The 2366-nt window shown below is 58.6% G+C and carries 2 protein-coding genes; one reads left to right on the top strand and one right to left on the bottom strand.

The genetic code is table 11. The features are described 5' to 3' along the window. Window positions 1-109 precede the first annotated feature (109 nt). On the bottom strand, window positions 110-706 hold the full coding sequence (gene hisB, locus WA989_RS16290) for an imidazoleglycerol-phosphate dehydratase HisB (protein WP_424341531.1): 597 nt from the start codon (window positions 704-706) through the stop codon (window positions 110-112). Window positions 707-868: 162 nt separating this feature from the next. Between hisB and WA989_RS16285 the strand changes: the two genes are divergently transcribed. Beyond that, window positions 869-2366 (top strand): EAL domain-containing protein (locus tag WA989_RS16285; protein ID WP_424341532.1); only part of this gene is annotated, 1498 nt, incomplete at its 3' end.

Genomic DNA, 2366 nt, shown 5'->3' with positions numbered 1-2366 from the left:
ACCTGAAGGTTTCGATCATCCACATTTGCCCGTGTTCCGATTGCGGTGAACGAGACCCGCTGTCGGTTTTCGCGCCGCTCAGCGAGCTGCAGAAGCGGTGGTTCCGAACCTAGAGGCTGCCCTTGGTGCTCGCCGGCTTGCCTTGAAGGCGCGGGTCGGCGGTCACAGCCATGCGCAGCGCGCGCGCCGTCGCCTTGAAACAGCTTTCGGCGATGTGGTGATTGTTCTCGCCATAGATGTTCTCGACGTGCAGGCACATGCCGCCATTCCCGGCGAGCGCGTGAAAGAACTCCTTGAAGAGTTCAGTGTCGAGATCGCCGATCTTGTCGCGCCGGAAGTCGACTTTCCAGACGAGATATGGCCGTTTGCAGAGATCGATCGACGCCCGGCTCAGCGTCTCGTCCATCGGTATATAGGCGTGCCCGAAGCGGTTGATGCCGGCAAAATCGCCGAGCGCTTCCATGATCGCCTGGCCGATGACGATGCCTGTGTCCTCGACCGTGTGATGGGCGTCGATGTGAAGATCGCCCTTCGCCTTCATGGTCAGATCAATAAAGCTGTGGCGCGACAGCGAATCGAGCATGTGATCGAAGAAACCAACGCCGGTTTCAACGTCGGCCTTGCCGGTCCCGTCCAGATCCACCGTGACGGTGATATCTGTCTCGCGCGTCTTCCGGGTGACTGTGGCTGTGCGGTTTTTACTCATGACAGGGCCTGATTACTCGGTCTCTTTCAGAACAGATACAACAGATTCATTCACGGAATTCTAAAGTTTAGGATCAAAGGTAGGCGAGACGAGGCTTTTTATCAGTTGGCGAGAGTAAATCCCCTGCCCAAGACGTCGAGATTTGAGCGCCAGTTGGCGAAGATGCGTTTTGAAGTCGCGCTTCCTGTTTGCGCGGCATTGCTTGGCCTTGTGCTGTCGACGCTCTTTGCACTGATCTATGTCAGCGCGGCCGATTACAGGGCCAAATCCGAAAGCGAAGACTTTGCAACCCGTATCGTGGATGCGATCGAGCCGGCTCTGGCCGAAGGCGACACGGACGCGGCCAGGAATGTGATCACCTCGATCGCCGGGGACAAGGCCGTCCTCCTGGACATGGAGGGCAATCTGCTCGCGGGCGAACGCAATCCGGTCATTCTGCGCCAGGGTAAGACGTATTCAATCGGCGACGGCGAGACCACGGTTGCGCAGCTCTTCATGTTGCCACTGATCCCGAGCCGCCTGCCCTTGCCGCTGACGACCATTCTTGCGTCGATCCTCATGGTTTCTGCGGTGGCCTATGCGCTGACCAATTATTTCGCAAAGGTCGCCGGCAGCCAGACGCGGCTTCTCTCCGAAACGGTGGACCGGCTCAGGAACGGCCTCTCATCGCGCGCCTCACAGATGCTCATGTTCAACGAGTTTCGTTTCCTCAGAACCAAGATTGTACGGGCCTATAACAGCCTTCAGGCTGATAATGACCGGCTTAGAAACGCGGCTTACACAGATGAACGCACAGGGCTCGGCAACTCGCTCAGCCTGGCCCAGGAATTGACGTCGCGTATTTCCACGGCGATCTTCGAAGAACCGGCCGCATTTATTCTGATTGATGCCAACGGGCTGGAGCAGGTTTCGGCCAGCGGCGACAGCGCGCTCGGCAATGAACTCTATGTCGCCATGGGCCGGCGCCTCGCGAACTTTGTGTCCTCACGCGAAAAGAGCCGGTCGCTTCAGCCTGGAAGCTGGAAGGTGTTCGCCCTTCAGTCAGATGAATTTGCGATCCTGATCGATCAGGTCGGTGCGCGCCCCGAAGTCATGCGGTTGGTGCGCGATCTGATCGACAGCCTGCGCCAGCCCTATGAGATTTCAGGCAAAACCTGCCGTGTGCCGGCATCGATTGGTATTGTAATGATCCCCGAGGACGGCCAGTCCGCGCCGGATATCCGCAAGCGTGCCCACTCGGCCCTCTTCCAGGCGCGGCGCAACGATACTGCGGACTTCCAGTTCTACTCGCCGAAGTTCGACCGTCAGGATGCCGCGCGCAAACGCCTCGAAGCCGAAGTGCGCATCGCTGTCGAGCAAAAGCGTTTCATCCCCGTCTTTCAGCCCAAGATCGATTTGCGCACGGGCCGCATCGTCGGCGCTGAAGCGCTGGCCAGGTGGAAGCTTGAAAGCGGGCGGATCGTTTCTCCCAATGTCTTCATTCCTGTTGCCGAAGCGACAGGTCTGATCGGCGAGATCGGGACCCAGATCACACGCCAGGCCTGCCGGGCGGCAGCGCGCTGGCACAGGCTGGGCTTCACCGAGACATCAATTGCGGTCAATGTTTCACCGCTTCAGTTCGAGTCTGAAGATCTCGGTTCGATGATGATCAGCGCTATGA

The organism is Henriciella sp. (assembly GCF_049649345.1).
In the GTDB taxonomy this organism is placed as follows: Bacteria; Pseudomonadota; Alphaproteobacteria; order Caulobacterales; family Hyphomonadaceae; genus Henriciella.
The sequence above is the reverse complement of the archived record's forward strand: the minus strand, read 5'-3'. Positions and strand labels throughout refer to the sequence as shown.